The sequence below is a fragment of the Candidatus Kapaibacterium sp. genome (genome assembly GCA_025059875.1).
Lineage (GTDB): Bacteria > Bacteroidota > Ignavibacteria > Kapaibacteriales > HRBIN21 > HRBIN21.
Map to the genome: position 1 here is coordinate 1 of JANXCT010000003.1, position 17,704 is coordinate 17,704.

Annotated in this window: 16 protein-coding genes; 5 read left to right on the plus strand and 11 right to left on the minus strand. The window is 60.7% G+C overall.

Going from position 1 to position 17,704, the window contains the following annotated elements; translation table 11 throughout:
* Positions 1–377, plus strand: a 377-nt coding sequence (locus NZ960_04850; protein ID MCS7176934.1) for a sodium:calcium antiporter, incomplete at its 5' end; no start/stop codon positions are given.
* Between the two features lie 16 nt (positions 378–393).
* Here the strand turns inward: NZ960_04850 and NZ960_04855 are convergent.
* A complete protein-coding gene (locus NZ960_04855; protein ID MCS7176935.1) occupies positions 394–1,611 on the minus strand; it encodes an MFS transporter in 1,218 nt (405 codons plus the stop codon).
* Positions 1,612–1,802: 191 nt separating this feature from the next.
* Here NZ960_04855 and NZ960_04860 point away from each other — a divergent pair, with 191 nt between their 5' ends.
* A complete protein-coding gene (locus NZ960_04860) occupies positions 1,803–2,258 on the plus strand; it encodes an SRPBCC family protein (protein MCS7176936.1) in 456 nt (151 codons plus the stop codon).
* Positions 2,259–2,590: 332 nt separating this feature from the next.
* On the opposite strand, the gene NZ960_04865 is transcribed toward NZ960_04860, so the two are convergent.
* From NZ960_04865 to asnS, 9 genes are all read right to left on the minus strand, one after another.
* Positions 2,591–2,812 carry a hypothetical protein gene (locus NZ960_04865; GenBank protein MCS7176937.1) on the minus strand — a complete coding sequence of 74 codons (222 nt, stop codon included), beginning with the start codon at positions 2,810–2,812 and terminating at the stop codon, positions 2,591–2,593.
* 7 nt (positions 2,813–2,819) lie between these two features.
* Positions 2,820–3,629 (minus strand): 5'/3'-nucleotidase SurE, encoded by an 810-nt coding sequence (surE, locus tag NZ960_04870; GenBank protein ID MCS7176938.1) that lies wholly within the window; start codon positions 3,627–3,629, stop codon positions 2,820–2,822.
* Positions 3,608–4,969, minus strand: coding sequence for an RIP metalloprotease RseP (rseP, locus tag NZ960_04875; GenBank protein MCS7176939.1), 1,362 nt, complete (start codon positions 4,967–4,969; stop codon positions 3,608–3,610). Before rseP ends, surE begins: the two co-directional genes overlap by 22 nt.
* A gap of 15 nt (positions 4,970–4,984) precedes the next feature.
* Complete coding sequence (locus NZ960_04880; GenBank protein MCS7176940.1) at positions 4,985–6,154, minus strand: 1-deoxy-D-xylulose-5-phosphate reductoisomerase; 1,170 nt, start codon at positions 6,152–6,154, stop codon at positions 4,985–4,987.
* Positions 6,154–7,758 (minus strand): Rne/Rng family ribonuclease, encoded by a 1,605-nt coding sequence (locus NZ960_04885; GenBank protein ID MCS7176941.1) that lies wholly within the window; start codon positions 7,756–7,758, stop codon positions 6,154–6,156. Before NZ960_04885 ends, NZ960_04880 begins: the two co-directional genes overlap by 1 nt.
* Before the next feature lie 68 nt (positions 7,759–7,826).
* A complete protein-coding gene (locus NZ960_04890) occupies positions 7,827–8,459 on the minus strand; it encodes an LON peptidase substrate-binding domain-containing protein (protein MCS7176942.1) in 633 nt (210 codons plus the stop codon).
* A complete protein-coding gene (gene panC / locus NZ960_04895; protein MCS7176943.1) occupies positions 8,452–9,327 on the minus strand; it encodes a pantoate--beta-alanine ligase in 876 nt (291 codons plus the stop codon). Before panC ends, NZ960_04890 begins: the two co-directional genes overlap by 8 nt.
* Entirely contained in the window at positions 9,312–11,153 is a 1,842-nt protein-coding gene (locus NZ960_04900; protein ID MCS7176944.1) for a M3 family oligoendopeptidase, read from the minus strand. Before NZ960_04900 ends, panC begins: the two co-directional genes overlap by 16 nt.
* Positions 11,154–11,169: 16 nt before the next feature.
* Positions 11,170–12,522, minus strand: a complete 1,353-nt coding sequence (gene asnS, locus NZ960_04905) for an asparagine--tRNA ligase (protein ID MCS7176945.1) — start codon at positions 12,520–12,522, stop codon at positions 11,170–11,172.
* A 125-nt stretch (positions 12,523–12,647) separates the two neighbouring features.
* Here asnS and NZ960_04910 point away from each other — a divergent pair, with 125 nt between their 5' ends.
* The 3 genes from NZ960_04910 to rpsR are packed head-to-tail and all read left to right on the plus strand — an operon-like array spanning position 12,648 to position 13,333.
* Complete coding sequence (locus tag NZ960_04910) at positions 12,648–12,836, plus strand: hypothetical protein (protein MCS7176946.1); 189 nt, start codon at positions 12,648–12,650, stop codon at positions 12,834–12,836.
* On the plus strand, positions 12,833–13,093 hold the full coding sequence (gene rpmE, locus NZ960_04915) for a 50S ribosomal protein L31 (GenBank protein ID MCS7176947.1): 261 nt from the start codon (positions 12,833–12,835) through the stop codon (positions 13,091–13,093). The genes NZ960_04910 and rpmE overlap by 4 nt, the downstream gene beginning before the upstream one ends.
* 3 nt (positions 13,094–13,096) lie before the next feature.
* Positions 13,097–13,333, plus strand: a complete 237-nt coding sequence (gene rpsR / locus NZ960_04920; GenBank protein MCS7176948.1) for a 30S ribosomal protein S18 — start codon at positions 13,097–13,099, stop codon at positions 13,331–13,333.
* A 123-nt stretch (positions 13,334–13,456) separates the two neighbouring features.
* Here the strand turns inward: rpsR and NZ960_04925 are convergent, their stop codons facing one another.
* Positions 13,457–17,683, minus strand: coding sequence for a T9SS type A sorting domain-containing protein (locus tag NZ960_04925; protein ID MCS7176949.1), 4,227 nt, complete (start codon positions 17,681–17,683; stop codon positions 13,457–13,459).
* Positions 17,684–17,704 lie beyond the last annotated feature (21 nt).

The window sequence follows — 17,704 nt, forward strand, 5'->3', positions numbered from 1 at the left end:
GGAACGTCGTCGGCAGCAACCTCTTCAACCTGCTCCTCATCTTGGGTGCATCGGCCTCTCTGGCACCCGGTGGCATCCCCGTGCCGCCCTCTGTGAAGTCGTTCGACTTGCCAATCATGCTTGCCACAGCAATCGCCTGTCTGCCGATCTTCTACACGAACCGGCGGATCGAGCGCTGGGAAGGTGGCCTCTTCCTGGCGTACTACGCCCTCTACACCGGCTACCTGGTCACGAGTGCGCTCGGCTATCCTTGGGTGCGTGACGTAGAGGCCGCTGTGTTAGGGTTCGTACTGCCGCTGACAGCCATCACGCTGCTCGTCCTCTTCCTCGGCCATCACTGGCGCTCTCAGTCTCCCTCAGCCCCACCGCAGACGTAGACTTCTGCAGTTGAGATCAGCTAACGGAACGTGTCAGACCGTTCGTTCCAGAGCGGCGGGTGCTGGCTACTGTCGCCGCTAGGAAGACAACAGCCGCAGCCTGTCCTGCCAAGACGAGAGGCATGATGGCGTCGATTCCTCCCCGGTCATACAACCATCCCATCGCGCTGCTGCTGAGCATCCACGCAGCCCCGTACGCAGCATTGAAAACCCCATAGGCACTCGCCCGCCACGAATTCGGGGCTACGTCGGCAATAGCCGCCCGCATGACCGACTCCTGAATTCCCAGCACAATCCCCCAAAGCCCAATCCCCACCCAGATTCCAAGCGGCTCAGAAGCTACGACAGCCGCTGCTGAACAGACCGTGAGGGCGGGCACGAGGAAGAGCAGCTGTAGTTTCACGCGATCGTATAGGCTGCCAGCAAGGAGTGCGGCTACAGCATCCGTAGCCATCGCGATGCTGAAGGCCAGTGGAATTGCCGGCTCGGCGAGCAGCCCCTGCATCTTAACGTGGTATGCCACCAGCACGAAGTGTGGGAATCCAACGGCTGCGGCAGCAGCAAACAGCACATAGAGCCAGAAACGGCGCGACAAGCTCCTTGGAGCCAGTCCATACCCCCTCTCCTCGCGATACGGCTCCGGAGCGTGGCGCTGCGCCGCCAGTAGCGCCACCATGGTAAGGACCGCCGGCAGTCCCAACACAGCGAATCCCCAGCGGTACCCCGCGCCCATCTGTAGCACGAACGCTATGAGGAGTGGCCCTAATAGTGCCCCGAGCTGGTCCAGTGCCTCGTGGAGGCCGAATGCAATTCCTCGGCCTGTTGGTGGAGCTGCGTATGACAGCAGTGCGTCTCGCGAAGGCGTCCGCACTGCCTTTCCGAACCGCTCCGCCAGAAGTAGCGCTGCTGCCACCTCCCAGTGCCCCACCAGCGCTAGCGCAGGGACTGCAAAGACGTTGATCGCATACCCCAGTAGCGTGATTGCCCAGTACTGTCCCGTCCGGTCTGCCACCACCCCTGCGAAGAGCCGGAGGCCGTACCCCAGGAACTCTCCGACTCCGGCCACGATACCGACAGCAGTCGCGCTTGCTCCCAGCAGCGAGAGGTACTGGCCAGCAATGCTCCGCGCTCCTTCGTAGGTAGCGTCCGCGCACAGGCTGACAAGCCCTAAGAGGAGCACGAACCTCCACGTCCCTTTCCGCGCTGTCGCTGCCACCCCGCGGAGCCTCGGCATCGAAGAGACCATACCGACCTTCCGCTTGGCAGCAAAATTATGCCCCCGGGTATCCTACCTACGTCCGCTCCGCCGTTGGCCCCTTCGGATGGCCCCCGGACGGCTGACAGACCTGCCGGCCCGCTCTACGCCAGCCGCCTGCTCCATCGTCTCTACGAGCCGTGCCACAGACACAAGGCAGAGCAAGACCGATGAAGCTCTACCGCCTCTACCGAGAGCAATGGGTGCCGAAACCGCTAGAGGAGGTCTTCCCCTTCTTCGAGCGCCCGGAGAACCTCAGCCTCATCACGCCGCCCCAACTGGGCTTCCGGCTCTTGACCCCATCACCCGTCCCAATGCACCAAGGGGCTCTCATTGACTACACGATCCGCCTCCTGGGGCTGCCTGTGCGCTGGACGACCTACATCGCGGTCTACGATCCACCCCACTGCTTCGTAGACGTCCAGCTCCGCGGCCCATATAGCTTCTGGCACCACACTCATCGCTTCATCCCAGAAAACGGCGGGACGCGCCTCATTGACGAGGTCCTCTACATCCTGCCCTTTGGTCCCTTGGGACGCCTACTCCACGCCGTCTGGGTTGCCCGCTCGCTGGACTTTATCTTCTCCTACCGCCGCGAGCGCATCCGAGCCTTCTTCGGAGGGTAGTCCTACCGGCGCTAGCCGAGCTCCGCTGACTGCCAACCGAACGCGAAAGCACGCACTTGCGACTCCTCCTGACACCTTCTCGAAGTGCCCGACACACCCCCAGCTCGAGACCCTCTCACCTCCACCCACATTGCAGCCCAGCCACCGCAAAGCCTTCCTCATCCCATGCCTACGCCGCAGCGGCACCCTACGCCGTTTCCTACATCTACGAGTCCAATTCCCCAGCTATGCTCCCCGAGAGCCTCGCAGGCGCTGCTCTTAGCCATGTTGCTGTAAGCCGCACTGCTATTGACTGCACGTCGTTCAGCGTACCCTTCGAATCCGCAAGGGGGTTAGGTAGAGGGAGATTCGGTCTCGGTCGGTGAGCTAGCCTCGCGTTGGAGTTGCTCTATCCACTGCTGGATGTACTGCCGCAGGCGCTCTTCCACCTCTTCGTGGCTGGAGCCTTTGACCATGTAAGCCAGCTGCGGGCAGTAGGCAGCGTAGTCGCGTTCGCCTCGGCGACGGATCAGAATCTCGTAGTCGAGCGGGTTCGTGCTGCGCAGCTTCTCCATGGGCCTCTCATGGCGTGTGGGACATCGGCAGCGGGATGAGCCCTCCGAGGACACGCTCCAGATGCGGCAGTAGCGCTGTGTCGGTGAGCTCGTAGCGGATAGGGGTAACGGAGACGTAGCCCTGCGTCAAAGCAACATCGTCGGCATCGGGATCGGAATCGGCCAAGAGGTACTCGCCAGCCAGCCAGAAGTACTCGCGTCCCCAAGGATCACGACGGCGTTCGTACCAATCGCGCCAGACCGAAGTCCCTTGCCGCGTTATGCGGATACCACGGATCTGCTCCAGCGGGAGCGCGGGGATGTTGACGTTCAGCAGTGTCCCCGGAGGGAGCCCCAGCCGGGGCAGATGCTCCACCAAGTAGCGGGCTACAAAAGCGGCAACAGTGAAATCGGCCTCGAGTTCGTACGTGTCCAGCGAGAAGGCGATCGAGGGGATGCCGAGCAGCGTCCCTTCTGTGGCAGCCGAGACGGTGCCTGAGTAGAGGATGTTGACCGCGGTGTTGCGCCCATGGTTGATGCCGGAGGCCACAACATCGGGCCGCCACGGCAGAAGCGTGGTGACCGCCAGCTTGACACAATCGGCTGGAGTGCCGTTGACAGCGTAACCGACGGAGCGTCCATCAAGCCGGAAGGGCACTACCCGAAGCGGTTCGCTGACGGTTACGGCATGACCGACGGCGCTCTGCTGCCGGTCAGGGGCAACGATCACCACCTCCCCCAACGGGCGGAGCGCATCGGCCAAGGCATGGAGACCGGGGGCCTCGATACCGTCGTCGTTGGTCACCAGAATCCGCATCATCGCCGCAGGTCGTTCCACAGCACGAACAACATGAGCATCGCCAATAACGCAACCCCGATCTGCTGAATCGTGAGCTTCAGCCGCACAGGCAGTTCACGCCGCAGGAGTGCCTCAACTGCAGCGATGACCAGATGTCCACCATCCAGCGCCGGCAGCGGAAGCAGGTTGATGAAGGCCAGCATGACAGAGAGCTGAGCCACGAACAGCAGGAAGGCCTCCACTCCCACGCGGGCCTGTTCGGTCGCTAAGCGGGCAATCTGGACCGGCCCACCGATTGTCTCCCGCACGGAGAGCTTGCCCTGGAAGATGGCAGCAATTGCCGAGAAGAAGCCAGCTACGACACGCAGGGAGCTCTCCACCCCAATGCCAAGGGCCTGGGGCAGGCTGTACGTGAGGGTCTGCTTCGGGCCTGTGTAGACGGTCGTGATTTGGACACCAATCTTGCCGTCAGCATCCGGCCGGAGCCGGGCACTTAAGGTATCTGCACCACGCTTCCACAGCAGCGTGAACTCCTGCTGACGATGCTCCCGGACGAGCCGCACGAACTGGGTTGTGGCAACAATCGGTTGCTGATTCAGCGCCAGCAAGGTATCCCCGGCCGTAAGCCCAGCACGTCCCGCGGGCTTAAGGGCGTCTGTAGCCAAGACGACAACACGGCTTGGGTCTGGAAAGAGCTCTAGCTCGCGCTCTCTGACCAGCAGCGAGAGGAGCGTGGACTTTGGGATGCTGAGCCGATGGCGCTCCCCACCAGCAGGGCGCTCCAATTCAATGACCCGCTCCTCGCCCCGGAAATCCGTGGACACGAGTCGCTCCAACACCTCGTTCCAGGAGCTCACCTCCATCCCGTCAATGGCAAGAATACGGTCGCCGTCCCGGAGGCCCAGCTCAGCACCGAAGGAGCCTGGCGGTACGTAGGCAATGGTTGTCGTCTTCCACTCTTGCCCTCCTCTGAGGAGCGCCAGACCCGCGAAGATGCCAATGGCCGTGAGCACATTCATGATGACGCCAGCGGAGAGCACCAGCGCCTTCTGCCAGAAGGACTTGCTCCGGAATTCCCATGGCCGCGGTGAGGAATCGCCTGCTTCCGGGTCTTCCTCCACCATACCGGCAATCCGGACGTAGCCACCGATGGGCAAGAGGGAGAAGCGGTAGTCCGTTGCGCCTCGGCCAAGCCACCCTGGAGGGAGCGGCCCAAAGCGCCACCCGAGACCACGCATGTATCCAAACAACCGAGGACCCATGCCAATCGAGAACACATCCACACGGATCCCCACCGCACGAGCCGCTAGGAAGTGCCCCAGCTCGTGCACCGTCACGATGATGGCAATAGTGGCCAGGAAGTAGATGAGCTCTTGCACGGGGCTGTTCCTACGCTATGGAACTGACGTCGGTGTTCCATCGGCAATGAGTGCATGGACGAAGAGCCGCGCCTGACGGTCTATCTCCAGCACCTGCTCCAGTGTCGGGTGCGGCAGGACGTCGAAGTACCCTAGAGCTTCTTCAACCAGTCGAGGAATGTCCACAAAGCGGATTGCTCCCCGAAGGAAGGCCGCCACGGCGACCTCGTTGGCAGCATTGAGGACAGCCGGTGCAGAACCACCATGCCGCAACGCCTCCAAAGCCAGCCCCAGGCAAGGGAAACGTTCGGTGTCGGGTTCCTCAAACTCCAAGCGTCCGAGGGCTGCAAGGTCCAGTCGTGGCAGGGCCAACGGATGCCGCTGCGGGTAGCTGAGGGCATAGGCAATCGGGATACGCATGTCCGGGAGCGAAAGCTGCGCTTTGACCGAGCCATCTCGGAAGTACACCAATGCATGGATGATGCTCTGCGGATGGATGAGGACGCGGATGCGCTCCAGCGGCATCCTAAAGAGCCAATGGGCCTCGATGACCTCCAGCCCTTTGTTCATGAGCGTTGCCGAATCCACCGTGATCTTGGCACCCATCTGCCAGTTCGGGTGACGCAGCGCCTCCTCAACTGTGACTTCCGCCAAGCGCTCCTTCGGCAGCGTGCGGAAGGGGCCGCCAGAGGCCGTCAGCACAAGCTCCTCCACACTCCCGTCTGGCTCGCCTTGGAGGCACTGTAGGATGGCGCTGTGTTCACTATCGATCGGGAGCAAGGGGACGCGGTGCTCTTCGACTGCGCGCATCACCAGGTGGCCAGCGCTGACGAGCACCTCTTTGTTGGCCAAGGCAACGGGAATCCCAGCCTGGAGCGCTGCCAGAGTTGGAAGGATGCCGCCAGCTCCGACTAAGCTCACGACAACCAAACCATTGCTGCTCTCTGCCGCAGCCTCCTGTAGCCCCTCAAAGCCGCAGAGGACTGGCCCCGGGAACGGAACCTGGCGGCGGAACTCCTTCCAGGCTTGCTCATCCACAATCACCACGCCTGCAGGCTGGAAAGTACGGACCTGTTCGGCCAGAAGCTCTACGTTGGAGTGGGTTGCGAGGTAGCCAATGCGAAATGGCTCAGGCCACTGACGGAGCACTTCCAGGGTCTGCCGCCCGATGGAGCCGGTGGAGCCCAAGATGGTAATGGTGCGCATCAGGAGCGGTACTCGTCGGTGACATCACGCTGCCGGCGCAGTGAGAAGCATCGGAACTGGTCCATCGGCAAACGTGGCTCGGGCTGGACGCGCAGCCAGACGCGATAGCGCAGCATGAGCCGCAGACGCCGGGAGAAGATTCCCTGCGTGAGCTGACGTGCTACCGTCGGGTGGACCCGGACGAGTACCCGCCATTCCCGGGTGTGTGTCCGGAAGTTCCGTAGCCATCGCTCTAGGGAGTTGAGCACAACGACGCTGCCGTAGAGGCGTCCACTCCCTTGGCATGTCGGACAAGGCTCGGTGAGCTTCTCCAGGATGTTTCGCCCAACGCGCTGCCGGGTGAATGGCAGCATCCCTAGGTGGGTCATCGGGTAGACGACCGTCTTAGCGCGGTCACGCGCCAGCTCGCGTTTGAGCTCTTCATAGACCTGCTGCCGATGCCTCTCCTGCTGGAGGTCAATGAAGTCTACGAGCACAATTCCGCCAATATCCCGCAGCCGCACCTGGCGAGCAATTTCCCGCGCTGCCTCGAGGTTCGTACGTAGAGCATTGATCTCCTGACTCGGATCGCTGAGACTACGTCCAGCGTTGACGTCAATGACGGTCATTGCCTCTGTGTGATCGATTACCAACGAGCCGCCACTAGGCAGCGGGACCCGGCGCTGGTAGAGGCGAGCCACCTCCGACTCGATCTCGAAGCGGTCGAATAGTGATTCCTTGTCCGTGTAAAGCTCCAGTCGAGGCAGGAATCCTGGAGCAACTCGCTTGAGGTACTGTCGGAGGGCGTTGTAAATGGGCCGGGAATCCACCAGGATGCGCTCTACCTCTGGGGAGAGGAACTCCCGCATCGCTTCAATGTAGATGGGGTCCTCGGGGCGAAGGAGCTGTGGTGCCCTCCGAGTGCGTGCCTGCCGTTCAATGCGCTGCCATTCCGCCAGCAGCCACTTGAGCTCCTGCTGCAGGACTTCAGGGCTCTGTCCCTGGGCTGCCGTCCGGACGATGCAGCCGTAGTCCTCTGGCAGCACTGAGCGTACAACCCGCCGGAGGCGACGGCGCTCCTCTTCGTCGGTAATCTTCTGCGAGACTCCAACCCCAGAGCCCAAAGGTGACAGCACCACGTAGTGCCCTGGGATGGTGACGTGAGTCGTCACACGGACCCCCTTCTCCGCGTAGGCATCACGCATCACCTGCACAAGCACTTTCTGCCCTGCCTCCAGAGGGATGACCACTTTGCCAGCCCGTCGAGTCTGGAAGACAGGGTAGCTCGGTGGACTGCCGTTTTCTCGTCCGGAGCGGATCCTCTGCCGTGCTGCAGGTGTACTAGAGGCCGACTCCTCCTGTCCTTCCTCCTGAATGGCTGCCGTCAGTTCTGCTACTGACTCCGCCACATCGGAAAAGTGCAGGAAAGCATCCTGCGGCAGTCCAATGTCTACGAACGCTGCGTTGATGCCTCTCACGATCCGCTTTACCCGTCCCAAGTAGATGGCTCCCACAAGCCGTTCCCGGTCCGGGACATCAATCCAGAGCTCCGTCAGCCTCCCATCCTCCAGGACCGCAACACGGATTTCGCTGAGGAGTTCTGCAATGAGGATCTGGCGCCTCATCGTACCTTCCAACGCTCCGCCGGAAGACTTCCGCAGGAAAGACGAAGGCTGCAAGCGTTATCGTACACTTACCGGAAATGCCCGTTGCTCCTCACACGACGCACGAAGAGCTCCAACTGCTCCAGTCGGGGGAGGAGACGCTCCAGGTGTGCCCGCAGCCATTCCAACCGTTGGCGCTCGGAACGGAGCTCCAAGAGGTGCTGGCGCTGGAGGACCTCTAGCCCAAGCTGTCGGCCGATGAAGAATGAAAGGGGCTCGGCTTGGCGACTATCTGCTAGGATCAGCTCCTCTACATCTGGCGTCGTCCCACGGAGAAGCTGCAGGAACCGAGCATAGAGCTCCACACATGCTTGCCGCAGCTCGTCGGGGGCAGTATCCTCCTCGTCGAGGAGCCACTCCACCTCGGCCGTCCAGTATGGGTGCGTGCGCTCGTCTAGGCTGAGTGTCTGGTAGCGTTGGACTCCTTCAACGGCAATGTCCATGCGCCCATCACGGTAGCGGCGGAAAACCTCTCGCAGAGCACTCACACAGCCAACTCCGTAGAAACGACCCTGCCACAGCAGATTGATCCCCATCCGTTCCCGGCCATCTAAAACCCGCTGCACCAGCAGCTTGTACCGAGGCTCGAAGATGTGGAGCGGTATCACCTCGCCCGGTAGCAGCACAGTCGGTAGCGGGAAGACAGCAATCCGTTCAGCCACGCTGCCCCTCCAACAGCGGTACTTGGACGAGCTCGTTGTCAATGAGGCGCGTCGTCCCAAGCCGAGCAGCGACGAGGAGGACGAGCTCCTGGCCCGGGCTGAACGTGTCCGGCTCTTCCAGCGTGTACGCCTCGGCAGCAGCAGCGTAGTCCACCTGCAGCTCGGGGACGGTGAGGAGCTCCCGCTCCATCGTCTCAACGATTGCCTGTCGTCGGCGCTCTCCGAGCAGAACGAGCTCTCGTCCGCGCTGCAGGGCACGGTAGAGTACTGTTGCCTTCTGACGCTCCTCGGCTGATAGGTAGACGTTCCGAGAGCTCATTGCCAGGCCGTCCGGCTCCCGAACCGTCGGTGCGACGACGATCTCGGTATCCACGTTGAGGTCCCGCACGAGCTGCCGAACGACTAACGTCTGCTGCCAGTCCTTCTGCCCGAAGATCGCCACGTGAGGTTTCGTCGCTAGAAAGAGCTTCAGCACGATCGTGGCTACGCCCTCGAAGTGTCCAGGCCGGAAGCGGCCTTCAAACTTGCCGCTGATGCCGCGGACGCTAACCACAGTCGTGTAGCCTCCTGGGTACATCTCCTCCACACTGGGGACGAAGAGCACGTCGCAGCCGACCTCTTCTGCCAGCCGGCGATCGCGCTCCAGATCGCGTGGATACCGCTCGTAGTCCTCGCCTGGGCCGAATTGCGTGGGGTTGACGAAGAGGGTCGTAACGACCACGTCGGCAAGCTGCCGAGCACGCCGCATGAGACTGAGGTGCCCCTCGTGGAAGTAGCCCATCGTTGGGACCACAGCGATACGCCGTCCAGCACGGCGTTGCTGATCGGCGTACTGCTGCATGTGGTGCACCGTTACGATGAGCTCCATTCCTCCGCTTGGGCAATGAAGCGCTCAATGACGGCCAACCCTTGGCGCCAGAAGGCCGGCTGTGTGACATCAATCCCGAACTGCTGGAGCAGAACCTCAGGAGCTTCCGAACCACCAGCAGCTAACAGCTCGCAGTAGCGCGGTAAGAACGCCTCTCCCTTGCGCTGGTACTGCTCGTAGAGCGACAGGACTAGTAGCTCGCCGAAGGCATAGGCGTAGACGTAGCCGGGTGTATGGAGGAAATGCGGAATGTAGCTCCACCAGAGAGCGTAGTTCTGCGTCAGCTCCACGCTGCCTCGGAACATGGCCTGCTGTGTCTCCATCCAGTAGGCAGAGAACTCCTCGGTCGTCAGCTCCCCTTTCGTCGCACGCTGGCGGTGGATGGCATCCTCAAAGCGGTTCATCGCCACCTGCCGGAAGACCGTCGCCAGGAGGTCATCCAGCTTGCCCAGGAGCAGCGCCAATCGAGCCCGGCGGTCATCGGTCTGGCGCAGCAACCGCTGGAAGACGAGCATCTCTCCGAATGTTGAGGCCATCTCCGCCAGCGTCAGCGGCGCATGCGTCTGCAAGACGCTGTGCTGCCGCGAGAGGTACTGATGGATCCCATGCCCGAGCTCATGGGCAAGGGTCAGCACATCCCGAGTCGTACCTGTGAAGTTGAGGAAGACATACGGGTGCACCGATGGCACCGTAGGAGCAGCGTAAGCCCCTCCTTGCTTGCCCGGGGTGACAGCAGCATGAATCCAGCCCTGCTCGAAGAAGCGGTCAACGATGCGGCCGAACTCTGGAGAGAAGTCCCAGTACGCCTGGCGGACAATCTGCGAGGCTTCGCGCCAGTGCCACCGATGTAATCCCACCGGCAGCGGTGCATAACGGTCCCACTCATAGAGCCGATCCAGCTGGAGGAGCCGACGCTTCAGCGTGTAATAGCGCTCCACCAGCTCGTAGCCCTCAACAACGGTGCGGATGAGTACCTCAACAGTAGAGTCGCTGACCTCATTCTCCAGGTTCCGCGGAGCTAACCAGTGGGGATAGCCGCGGAGTTGGACGACCGTAGTGTGCCAGTCAGCCAGGAGCGTGTTGAAGATGAAGGTTAGGAGTCGAGCATTCGCACGCAGGCCTTCAGTGAAGGCTTCCGAAGCGCGACGCCGCAGCTCTCGGTCGGGATGGTGGAGGAGCGCCAGCAGCTCCTGCTGCTGGTATGGCTTGCCATCTAAGGTGTAGACGGCACCGCTGGTGAGCTCATCGAAGAGTCGAATCCAAGCAAAGCGGCTGGTTGTCTCCTTCAGTACCAGCACCTCCTCCGCTGCCTCCTCCAAGGTGTATGGCCGGAACTGGAGGGTATGGGCCAGCCAATGCCGCCAGCGTCGAATGCGAGGTGAGCTCAGGATACGCTGTTGGAAGTCCTCCGGAGCATGTATCCACTGCAGGGGCACGAACACCAGAGCGCGCTCTGCAATCGCGCTCTGCTCCCTAACTCGCTGCAAGAGAGCGCCAAGCTGTGGGTTCCCCGTGTCAGTCGACCACAGCAAGTACACGTAGCTATTGAGCCGAGAGCTCGTCTCCAGCAGGGCTTCATATTCGCGGAGCAGAGCCTCTACTTCCTCTTCGGTCGCTGTAGCGAATTTCCCACGCCAGCGTTGGGCAAAGGCTTCTGCCCGCTGCGGGAGTTCCTCGAGGTCAGAGCGGAACTCGCGGGAGTCAATTCCCGGATAGAGGTCTTTCAAGTCCCAAACGACGGTTTCGGCTCCAGAATCCCGGTTCTGCTCCCCCGTTATCGTCCCAGACTGGAGGCCTTCAGCTTTCAGAAGTGCTCGATAGTGCATTCTCGCACTGCTATGCTTATGGCACAATACGGTACAACATTCGCGGGAACGGAATCGTTTCCCGGATATGCTGGGCACCGGTGATCCACTTGACCGTGCGCTCTATCCCAAGCCCGAAGCCACTGTGGGGTACCGAGCCGTAGCGGCGTAGGTCCAGATACCACTGGAACGCCCCCTCCGGCAAGCCATGCTCGCGGATGCGCTGGAGGAGTGCATCGTAGTCGTCCTCCCGCTGGCTGCCTCCGATGATCTCCCCTCCACCTTCAGGAGCCAACATATCCATGGCGAGGACAAGGTCAGGGTTTTCCGGATCTCGCTTCATGTAGAAAGCCTTCACAGCCGCAGGATACCGATGGATGATGCAAGGCTTGTCGAATTCCTCCATGATAGCATCCTCTTGGGGTGCACCGAAGTCCTCGCCCCATGGAAAGTCTACGAGCTCCTCGCTCCCATCGGGCAATTTCCGGTGGAGCTTGACCCCTTTGCGGCGCACAATCTCCACGGCCTCGGTGTAGCTGATTCGATAGAATGGACGCCGCACCTTCTCTAGCATCGATAGGTTCCGCCCCAGTGTCCTCAGCTCCTGCTCGCAGTGGCGCAGCACGTACTGTACGATGTACTCAACCAAGTCTTCGGCCAGGTCCATGTCGTCCTCCAAGTCAAAGAAGGCTGCCTCTGGCTCCACCATCCAGAACTCCGTCAAATGGCGGCGAGTCTTCGAGCGCTCAGCTCGGAAGGTGGGCCCCAGAGTGTAGACCCGGCCGTGGGCCATTGCTGCAGCCTCCGCGTAGAGCTGGCCCGATTGGGAAAGGTAAGCCTTGCCCAGGTCGAAGTAGTCTAGCTCGAAGAGCGTTGTCGTCCCCTCGCAAGCATTGGCAGTCAAGATTGGAGCATCGATTCGCACGAAGCCATTCGCATCCAGGAACTCACAGATGGCTCGGATAACCGCCGCCCGAACCCGCATGATAGCATGCTGACGTGTCGAACGGAGCCACAGGTGGCGATGCTCCATGAGGAATTCCACGCCATGCTCCTTCGGCGTGATAGGATAGCCACGCGAGAGGTGGAGAATCTGGAAATCTCGCACCTGGAGCTCATATCCTCCTATGGCCCGCTCATCTCGGCGAACGATCCCTCGGACAATGACCGAAGATTCTTGTGTCACCTCCTTCACCGCCGCAAAGACCTCCGGGATGACCTCAGGCTGGAAGACGACCAACTGGCAGAAGCCCGAGCCATCCCGAAAGCGCAGGAACTGAAGCCGCCCTTTATCCGTGCGGTCTGCAATCCACCCTCTCAAGGTAACCTCCTCTCCGACGAGCTTCGGCAAGTCGGCAATTCGCTGGTAGCTGCGGTAGCGTGAACCCATTACTCTGGCCTGCTATAAGGCTCGCAAAATTACGCAACCCCGGAAGGGCTCTTTCCCGATGGAGCATCTACGACCTAGGGCGTAATTTTGCAGTCAGCCGTAACTCTGAGACTGCGGATTTGGCCATGGCGAAAGTACAGAGCTTTGCCGACAAGGTTCGGAAGGCAGAACAGCGAGGAAAGGGCCCCGTCATGGTGCAGGTCATCAAGGGGTACCGATCTGAGCGCGGAACGATTCGCTTCCTCAAGCGCTTCGTCCGCGTCAATGACCTGAGCGAAGTAGACACGTTGGACATTCAGAAGGACGGCCAATGAAGAAGGGCATTCACCCTTACTACCGCCCGGTTGAGGTCGTGATGACCGATGGGACTACGTTCGTCACCCGCTCGTGCGCTAAGCGTGACCGGCTGGTCCTGGAGATTGACTCCAAGAGTCACCCCTTTTTCACTGGCAAGCAAATCCTTGTCGACACCACCGGTCGTGTTGAGCGCTTCCAGCGCCGACTCCAGAAGACGGAGCAACTCCGCCAGCAGAAACAACTCCAACGGCAGCAAGAGACCTTACAGGAGTAGACCATGGCTGTCACCGTTCGCAAACGCAAAGCTCGTCGGCGCCCCAATCCCTTAGGGCGTAGCCGTTACGTTGACTACCTGAACATTGCTCTGCTTCAGAACTTCATCAACGAGGAAGGCAAAATCCTGCCTCGGCGTCTCACTGGAGTTACAGCGGTACAGCAACGCCGAATTGCGAAGGCGATCAAGTACGCGCGCCACCTCGCCCTCCTGCCGTTCGTTGGCTATGACCTGAAGTAGCGCCTCTCTACAATGGCGCTATCCTCCTCAGAAGAGGACTCTTTGCGCATCGCCGAGCAGAATCCATCGTACACAGTACGGCCCTCCAGGGAAACCCTGGAGGGCCACTTCCGTTTTAGCCACTCACTGCCCGATGACCAGTCGCCTCGTCTCCGTGTACGGACCCGAACGCAGGCGGTAGAAGTAGATCCCTGGTGCAAGCTGCTCCACCGGCAGCGCGACTCTGTAGACTCCCGCCTCTAAGACCCCTTCCACAAGCGTCAGCACCCGCTGTCCCATCGCATCGTACACCACTAACTCCGTCGGAGCAGCCATCCCGATGGAGAACTCTACCTCTACCTGCCGCTGCCCACGAGCCAGCGGCTGCGGATGCACTTGTTGTAGGCTGTACCCCTGTGGACTCAGCCTCACTCGACGGAGGTCGTAGACGCATACTGGCACCACCTGAAAGCTGCTGCCGGTTGCTGTAAAGATAACGCAAGCATTCCCTGGAGCTTCTACATTCAGCTTGATCTCGCTCTCCTTCGCCAGCGGAGCTAGATACGCCGTGAACAGCACCCGTACCAACTCCCCGGGTTGGCCGGTGAAGTATTCACCCTGCGGAGCCAGCAACCAGAAGCGGAGCTCCCCACCGGCTACCTGCACATTCTCCAGCCGCAGCCTTGCTGCAGCCGGGCCTAGCCGGATGCTTCCAGCTTCCGGGGCAATAACTGTGGGATCGAACGTCATCCGCACCCGAAGTGCCGTAATGGCTGCTCGCTGGATGTCATCGCCTGGCTGGACTTGCACCGGAACCCAGAACTGCGTCCCCGGTATCCCACTCCATGGACCGCCAGCGATCTGGAAGCTCCGCTGGAAGAAGAGTGCCTCTACCGATAGCCGGGCTCGCACCTCCGGTCGCTCCGAGCTGGTGTTTGCAATCACAAGCTCAACGTCGTAGTTACCTGCCTGCGGTACCATATAGACTACAGGGATGTCCACCCCCGCCCCAGGCTGCAGCTCGAACGGTGTAGTAGGTGCTGCTGGACCGAGCTGGAAGGTTGCCCCTGGCGTAGCGTTCTCCAGACGTATCTCTGTAATCCGAATCGGAGCTGTTCCTGTATTCGCCAGACGCGCATTCAGAGTGCCCTCCGTCCCAGCACAGACGGTCGTCCGTGCACCCGTCAAGGCCAACCCTTGGCTGATCCCATTCCCCAGCCAGACGCAGACGGCTTCCGCATTATTCTCGGCATCACTAACTAGTCGCAGCTCTGCTTGGACGGGCCCTGCCTGCTGAGCTACGAACTCACCCGTAAAGGTCACCCGCTCGCCAGGTTGCAGCACTCGAGGAAGGCCAAGGGCCGCCTTGTTGTATCGGAACCCGAGCGTTCCAAAGGTAGCCCCTGTCTCCCCTACACTCCCTGCTGGCACAGCCACGATATCCTCTATCCTCACAGCGTCTTGGAACTCCCACTCCAAGCATTCAATCGTCACCGTCCCTGTATTGGGTGTCGGAGCATTCACCAATGTCGTACCGAAGTCTACCTGTGGTGTCATCCGTACCCGCGGCACAATCCCAATCCCTCGCAGGCTAACTGTCACCGGGACCCCGGTGGTGTTCTGCAAGGTTAGCTGCAGCTGGTAATAGCCCGTCGCTTGCGGGTCAAAGCGCACTGGCACGAGCCTTTCTTCACCCGGCTGGAGTGTCAACCCCACGAAGTCCCCACGGTCGTAGAGGAATCCCGTCGTTGGCCCCGAGGGCACAGCATCTGTCACTGTCAGCTCCTGTGTCCCAACGTTGCGGATGAGCACCCCACTGCGCCCGTTATCATCGTACGGGCCACGTCCCACTCGGCGCCGTCCCCAGTCATATCCTTGTGCCCAAATCTCCGCCCTCACTCCCACACCCTGTAGCAGCGCCACGCTGTCCACCCGACTGGCATTGCTGCTGAACTCAATGGCGTCCGTGTACGACCGGACCTCTGAAGGAAGGAAATTGACCTGCAGAGTACGTACCTCACCGGGACGTAGCACCAGCGGATTGGTTGGCGAGATGGTCGGCCAGTTCACCAGACGGAAAACTCCTGGTTCCCTCGGGCCTCGATAGCCCGTGATGACCAAGTCCGTCCGACCTGTGTTGCGCACTTGAATCCATCCCGCAACCTCTGTCTTTACGGGAACGGATCCGTAGTCGTAGTCGCTGACCTGAATCTCTGGCTCGTCCACCCGTGCCCTAAGTTCTGTCAGGTAGCGAAAGCTACATTCATCTCCGATTCCTACTGAGTCCACAAAGCTGCCGACGGCTGTCGCTGTGAAGCGGATCTGGTACTCCACCTCCTCGCCCGGCCGCACCACTAATGGCAGCGTTGGCGGTGACACAAACGCAAAACCTCTGTTCCCGTCCTTCAGCCGTAGCTGCGTGATCCGCATCGGCTGGTAGCCAGCCACGTCTGGCACACTGATCCGAACCGTTAGCATCCGGCTCTGCCCTATCTGCAGTAGTCCATAGTCGAGCAGTGCTGGCTCCATGCGCACTACAAACGGAGAATACTCCGCTGTAATGCAGGTGTCATTCCCCCGCCGATCGGAGAAGACCACTACCGCCCGTGCTGGCTGGAGTGGGTCCTGCACTTCGAGGCGCCACCGCACCGCTGCTGTAGTACCCGGTATCAGCTGATCTAGCAGCGTCAGTGTGTAGTTGTAACTCCGCTCCGCATCCAAGCGTACCTCCGACAGGTTGCTGCGAATGGCTGCGTCCGTAGGACGATCGCTCACGAACCCCTCCGCTGTCCCGTCGCATTGCTGCGTCCACGTCACTAGCGGTGGCAGCGTGTCAGCCGGGTCCAGCATCCTGCCGAATGCCATCGTCGTTACAAAACCGTACGAGTCGTAGTCAGAGCCTCCGTAAGAGTATGCCATGAAGGGGAAGTTCCCACTCCGCGAGCGGATCTCAAAGACTCCGTTGTACGGCAGGCGCAGCAGCTTGAACGCCCACATCCGCCCGTTGACCCGAACTCGGAAGGGAATCCGTGTGGGGTCGAACTTAGAGCGAATCGGTGTCCAAACGAGCTGTCCCCCAATGAACTCCCCGAACTCTAAATCGCTGGGCACTGTCCCGTCTGGATTGAGCGGGAAGACCAGATTGATGAAGTTTCGCGGGAAGGGAGCCACCGCCCCTCCACGGGCACCAGGAGTGGAGAAGATGACATGGGTCTGGGCCTGCTCCAACGGCGGTAGTGCCATCTGGAAGGGGTCCGTAGGCTGCGGTGGATCGGTCTCTTGCCCTTTGTTGTACTGCACTACATAAATCGGCTTGTCAGCAGAGATCACGATTGGCCGAGGTCCTGCCGGATCCGGGTCTTCAATATCCAGCCATGCCTCCCCACGCAGTCCACCAAACCCCTTGGTGATGACGGCGTACTCTTGACCATCCAGATACACCCGCGTATTGGGCTCTTTGGCAAAGATGCGGACGACGGAATTCTGATTCCGCATTCGGTTTGCGCCGAAGATCGGCGTCACGAAGTACGTCTTGCCCCATGCGTACATGGGTAGCTCCATCTCCACGATGAAGTCGCACCATCGCATGGAGGTGGGCACGTTCGCACACTGGTTCCCTGAGATAACCGCCACCGGCTTTGTAGCCACAATCCGACTTCCACTCAAGTCAGCTTCCGGCCCGTAGCTGCTGATTGCCACTACATCTCCCTTCTGCAGCGTCCATCGCTTCGTCTGTCCAGGCCGCATGCCCCCACGTGTCCTCGTGTAGGGGTTCCCATACAGTGTGAAGAAGACCTCCGTGTTGTCATAGGCTGCCACAATCACCGTCTCCGAGGGCAGATAGTACCCTGGGTACATCGCCGACATGTCCGGATAAGAGGCTACGACGTACTCAGTGCCCAACATCGACACCGGTATCGCCATGAAGGCGTCCGTCGTGTAGACGAAGCGCGTCACGCCGTAGACGGCAATCGGGACCTCCGACACGATATGGACCCCCGCTTTGGAGTAGATTTGATCCTCCGACGGAGCATCCCCCGTAGGAGCCTTTGTGTATGGCTGGCCGATTGCGGGCGTCAGCGTCACCTCCACAACATCATGCGGGATAGTGTAGACCTCCCGGTAGAAGCCCTTGCCTGGGACCTCTACGACGACCTTCCCGCGCGCCCAAGCAGCGATGTAGATAACCACATTGTTCTGTGCCCCGAAGACTTCTTCATAGCAGGGGGGGAAGGAGAGGTAGAATTCTGTGCCAACATTGCTGTTCTTGAAGCGCTGGAAGCAGACCTGACCTGTCTGCGCCGCTACGTTACTGACCGCTAGGAGCAGCATTCCAACGATGCTCCCCCACAGAACTCGCTGCAGTGTCATAGTCCACCCCGCTGGGTAACT

Coding starts and splice junctions, on each gene's coding strand:
- NZ960_04925 (MCS7176949.1), bottom strand. CDS start 17,683: ATGACACTGCAGCGAGTTCTGTGGGGGAGCATCGTTGGAATGCTGCTC.
- NZ960_04900 (MCS7176944.1), bottom strand. CDS start 11,153: ATGCACTATCGAGCACTTCTGAAAGCTGAAGGCCTCCAGTCTGGGACG.
- rpsR (MCS7176948.1), top strand. CDS start 13,097: ATGGCTGTCACCGTTCGCAAACGCAAAGCTCGTCGGCGCCCCAATCCC.
- NZ960_04860 (MCS7176936.1), top strand. CDS start 1,803: ATGAAGCTCTACCGCCTCTACCGAGAGCAATGGGTGCCGAAACCGCTA.
- NZ960_04885 (MCS7176941.1), bottom strand. CDS start 7,758: ATGAGGCGCCAGATCCTCATTGCAGAACTCCTCAGCGAAATCCGTGTT.
- NZ960_04855 (MCS7176935.1), bottom strand. CDS start 1,611: ATGCCGAGGCTCCGCGGGGTGGCAGCGACAGCGCGGAAAGGGACGTGG.
- asnS (MCS7176945.1), bottom strand. CDS start 12,522: ATGGGTTCACGCTACCGCAGCTACCAGCGAATTGCCGACTTGCCGAAG.
- NZ960_04880 (MCS7176940.1), bottom strand. CDS start 6,154: ATGCGCACCATTACCATCTTGGGCTCCACCGGCTCCATCGGGCGGCAG.
- NZ960_04910 (MCS7176946.1), top strand. CDS start 12,648: ATGGCGAAAGTACAGAGCTTTGCCGACAAGGTTCGGAAGGCAGAACAG.
- panC (MCS7176943.1), bottom strand. CDS start 9,327: ATGGAGCTCATCGTAACGGTGCACCACATGCAGCAGTACGCCGATCAG.
- NZ960_04865 (MCS7176937.1), bottom strand. CDS start 2,812: ATGGAGAAGCTGCGCAGCACGAACCCGCTCGACTACGAGATTCTGATC.
- rpmE (MCS7176947.1), top strand. CDS start 12,833: ATGAAGAAGGGCATTCACCCTTACTACCGCCCGGTTGAGGTCGTGATG.